Annotated in this window: 3 protein-coding genes; 1 reads left to right on the plus strand and 2 read right to left on the minus strand. The window is 66.8% G+C overall.

The features are described from left to right. Positions 1-63 precede the first annotated feature (63 nt). Together M3C25_RS13050 and M3C25_RS13055 are read right to left on the minus strand one after the other, a co-directional pair. Complete coding sequence (locus tag M3C25_RS13050) at positions 64-1683, minus strand: ABC-F family ATP-binding cassette domain-containing protein (protein ID WP_259857215.1); 1620 nt, start codon at positions 1681-1683, stop codon at positions 64-66. 346 nt (positions 1684-2029) lie between these two features. After that, positions 2030-2839: an exodeoxyribonuclease III gene (locus M3C25_RS13055; protein WP_259800434.1), complete on the minus strand. Its 810-nt coding sequence runs from the start codon at positions 2837-2839 to the stop codon at positions 2030-2032. A 291-nt stretch (positions 2840-3130) separates the two neighbouring features. Between M3C25_RS13055 and M3C25_RS13060 the strand changes: the two genes are divergently transcribed. Next, positions 3131-3619 (plus strand): GNAT family N-acetyltransferase, encoded by a 489-nt coding sequence (locus M3C25_RS13060; RefSeq protein ID WP_102161564.1) that lies wholly within the window; start codon positions 3131-3133, stop codon positions 3617-3619. Positions 3620-3646: the final 27 nt, after the last annotated feature.

Here is a 3646-nt window from a genome sequence, read left to right on the forward strand (position 1 = left end):
CCGCCGCGTTTTCCCGTTCCCGAGGTGGTTCGCACCGTTCCCGAGGTGGTGGCCGGGTGGCCGTCAGCGCGCCTCGCTCAGTGCCCCGTCTGTGATCTCCCACGTCCGGGTGCAGCCGATCTCATCGAGGAACTCCGCATCGTGGCTGACGACGATGAGCGCGCCCTGGTAGGCGGTCAGCGCCTCGACGAGCACCTCAAAGCTCTCCAGGTCGAGATTGTTGGTCGGCTCATCGAGCAGCAGCAGCTGCGGGGCCGGATCGGCCAGCAGCAGCTGTGCGAGCGCGACCCGGAACCGCTCCCCACCGGAGAACTGGCCGACCGGCTGATCGGGCCGGTCCTTCTTCAGCTGCAGACCAGCCAGCTGGGAGCGGACTGTGTGCGGGTCCGCGTCCGGGGCCGCTAGCCGGACGGTGTCGAGCACGCTGAGCTGCGGGTCGAGGAGAATGCGCTGCGGCAACACCCCCACCTCGTCGATGACGCGCACACCAGGCTCCTCCCCCGTGCGTACGGCTGTCAGGATCCGGTTGAGCAGGGTCGTCTTGCCGGCTCCGTTCGGACCGGCGAGCGCCACCCGCTCAGGCCCGCGGATGCTGAAGACCTCCTCCCCGCTGTCGAGTTCGAGGACCGTCCGCCCGGCTGGGACTGCAGTGTCGGGCAGTTCGATGTCGATGACGACACGAGGCCGCACCTGAGCCTGGGCTTCCTGCAGATTCTGATAGGCCGCTGCCTCCCGGTCAGCATGGGTGCCGGTGAGCTTCGCCGCTGACTTCTGCGCCTCCATCGCTCTATTGCCGGAGACGATCGGCGGGAGCTTCGCATCCTTCACCGCCTGCTTGGCCGTGCGCTGCCGGCGGTCGAGTTTGATCTGCGCCTCGATCCGCTTGCGCTTCTGCTTGCCCAGCTCGCTGCGCGCGGTCACGGCTGCCTGTTCTGCGGCTTCCTGTTCGGCGGCCAGCTGCCGACGGTAGTCTGCGAAGCTGCCCTCCCAGGTCCGCATTGTCGAGGCCTGCAGCTCGCCTGCCGCATTGCGGGTGCCGGTGCCGTAGAGTTCGACGATCCGGTCGACGCCTGCGAGCAGCCGCCGGTCGTGGCTGATGATGAGCAGCGAACCCCGCCAGCTTTCGATGAGTCCGCGCACGTGTTCTCGGCCGGCAGCATCGAGGTTGTTCGTCGGTTCATCGAGGATCGCCAGCTCCGGCCGGTGCAGGTGCAGGTTCGCGAGCCCGACCTTCACCGCCTCTCCTCCGGAGAGTGTGCGCATCGGCCGGTCGAGCTCATGCTCGGCCAACGGGATCCCGGCTGCCGCAAGTGATTGGCAGGCGCGGGCGGCGATGTCCCAGTCCTGGCCGATGACGTCGAAGTGGGCGACGTCGGCGTCTCCGGTCTCCACCGCTTCGAGCGCGGCGAGCACCTGGTCGATGCCGAGAACTTCGGCGATGGTCTGGTCGCTCAAGGCCAGGTCCTGGGGCAGCACGCCGACGCTGCCGTGGATGTGTATGCGCCCGACCGTCGGTGTCAGTTCGCCGGTGAGCAGACGGACGAGAGTGGTCTTGCCGGCGCCGTTGGCGCCGATGAGACCGGTGCGCCCGCGGGCGATCGAGCCGGTGAGCCCGGACAGTGCGGCGGTGCCGTCGGGCCAGGTGTAGGTGAGCGAGTCAAGAGTGATGAGTGAGTGTTCCACGCATGCCTCCGCGTGTCGAAATCGAAAGGACGATTCGAGACGCGCACAGGCTCAGCCCAATGATCTATGCAGACAGGTCTGCAGGAGCGCAGGAATCCGCGTGTTGCGGGATCTCCGGCGGGCATGATCGATCACGTCAGCCGTGCAGCCGTGAACGGTTCGGCTGCCGAGCGCAGGAATGATGCGCGTCTCAGGGGTGAGTGATCGTCGATTTCACGGAAGGTGGTGTGCTCTCTGCCGGAGTGCGCCGATGCTGTCACCATCGGCGAGGTCTCTGCCAGTATACCCGCCGGCTGCAGGGAGATCGCAAAGAGAATACCGGCTGCGGCCAGCCAGCTCAGGCGGCCTAGGCGAGATCCGGCAGGTCGTAATCGATGACGAGCGGGGCGTGATCGCTCCACCGCTCACCCCAGCTGGCCGCCCGATCGACGCGAGCCGCACGGGCAAGCTCCGCCAAGCCCGGGGTCGCGGCGTGGTAGTCAATGCGCCACCCGGCGTCGTTGTCGAAGGCCTTCCCGCGCATCGACCACCAGGTGTAGGGGCCGGGCACCTCACCGGAGAGCTTGCGGTGCACATCGACCCAGCCGAGCTCACCGAAGAACCGGTCGAAGTACGCTCGCTCCTCAGGCAGGAAGCCGGCCTTCTTCTGGTTGGCCTTCCAGTTCTTGATGTCGAGCTCCGTGTGGCCGACGTTGAGGTCGCCGGTGATGAGCGCGTGATCGGCGTGCTGCTGAAGTTCGGGCAGCCGGCGCACCATCTGGTCGAAGAACCGGTACTTGTCATCCTGCTTCGGGGTGCCGGCCTCACCGGAGTGGACGTAGACGGACACGACGGTCAGCAGGGAGCCGTCGGCGAGTTCGTAGTCGGCCTCCAGCCAGCGGCCGGAGCGGTCGAAGTAGTCATCCCCGTTGCCGACCCGCAGCTCCTTCGCAGGCGCGCGGCTCATGACGGCCACGCCTGCCCGGCCCTTCGCCTCGGCGTCGGCGGAGTAAGAGTGGAAGCCGGTGGGCTCGAGGACGCCTAAGGCGATGTCGTTCTGGGCGCGGACTTCCTGCAGGGTGACGATGTCGGCGCCGGAGCCGGCCAGCCAGTCGGACATTCCCTTGCGAAAGGCGGCGCGGACACCGTTGACATTCACTGTGGCGATTCGGAGCATGGCCACCATTGTGCCACGTGTCAAGCTCCGACTCCGGCGCTCAAGACCGCCGTCTCGCACAGCAGGAACGGACCGCATGCGCTGCCTCGTGCCCGAGGTGGGTCTGCACCGTGCCCGAGGCGGGACTCACCTCCCGGCAATCGGCGTCAGTCCTGGTCATCGACGGGGTGGGTGCGGCAGGATGGCAGGCGCTTCATGCGCCTGTGACGTTGCTCAAAGGGTTCGCCCGGTTACCCCCTGCAGCTGACCAGGGCGTAGAGTGGGAGGAGATAACCCGCCGAAGGAGGAGCCATGGCTGATACGCCCCCCATCGATCCGGATGCCCTGAGCATCAGCCCCTTTGACGAAGTCGACGCCCTCGACCTGCGCGAGTTCCTCATGAATGCGCAGGAGCAGTTCTGGGGAGACCTGGAGCTCAAAGACCACCACGATCCCTACTGGTTCCGGCAGTTCGCCTCGTCCGGACTCGTCGCCAAGCACAAGACCGAGATCGTCGGTTATCTGCTCGGCGCGATCCCGATCGACGGCCCTGCCTACATCCACCTGGTCGCTGCACGCTCGGACTTCCGCCATCAGGGAATCGGGCGCCATCTCTACCGTGCGTTCATCGATCTCGCCCGCAGCAAGGGCGTGCAGGAAGTGCAGGCGACGACGATGCCGGACAACTCCGGTGCGATTTCGTTCCACTCCTCGATGGGCTTCGAGAGCGAGCTCATGGAGGACTACGGCGGTCCCGGTGTCGCCCGTGTGTTCTTCCGCATGCCGCTGACCTCGTACTGACGAAGGCGGCACAGCGCTGAGCCGCAC

This window comes from Brevibacterium luteolum (genome assembly GCF_025147615.1).
Lineage (GTDB): Bacteria > Actinomycetota > Actinomycetes > Actinomycetales > Brevibacteriaceae > Brevibacterium > Brevibacterium luteolum.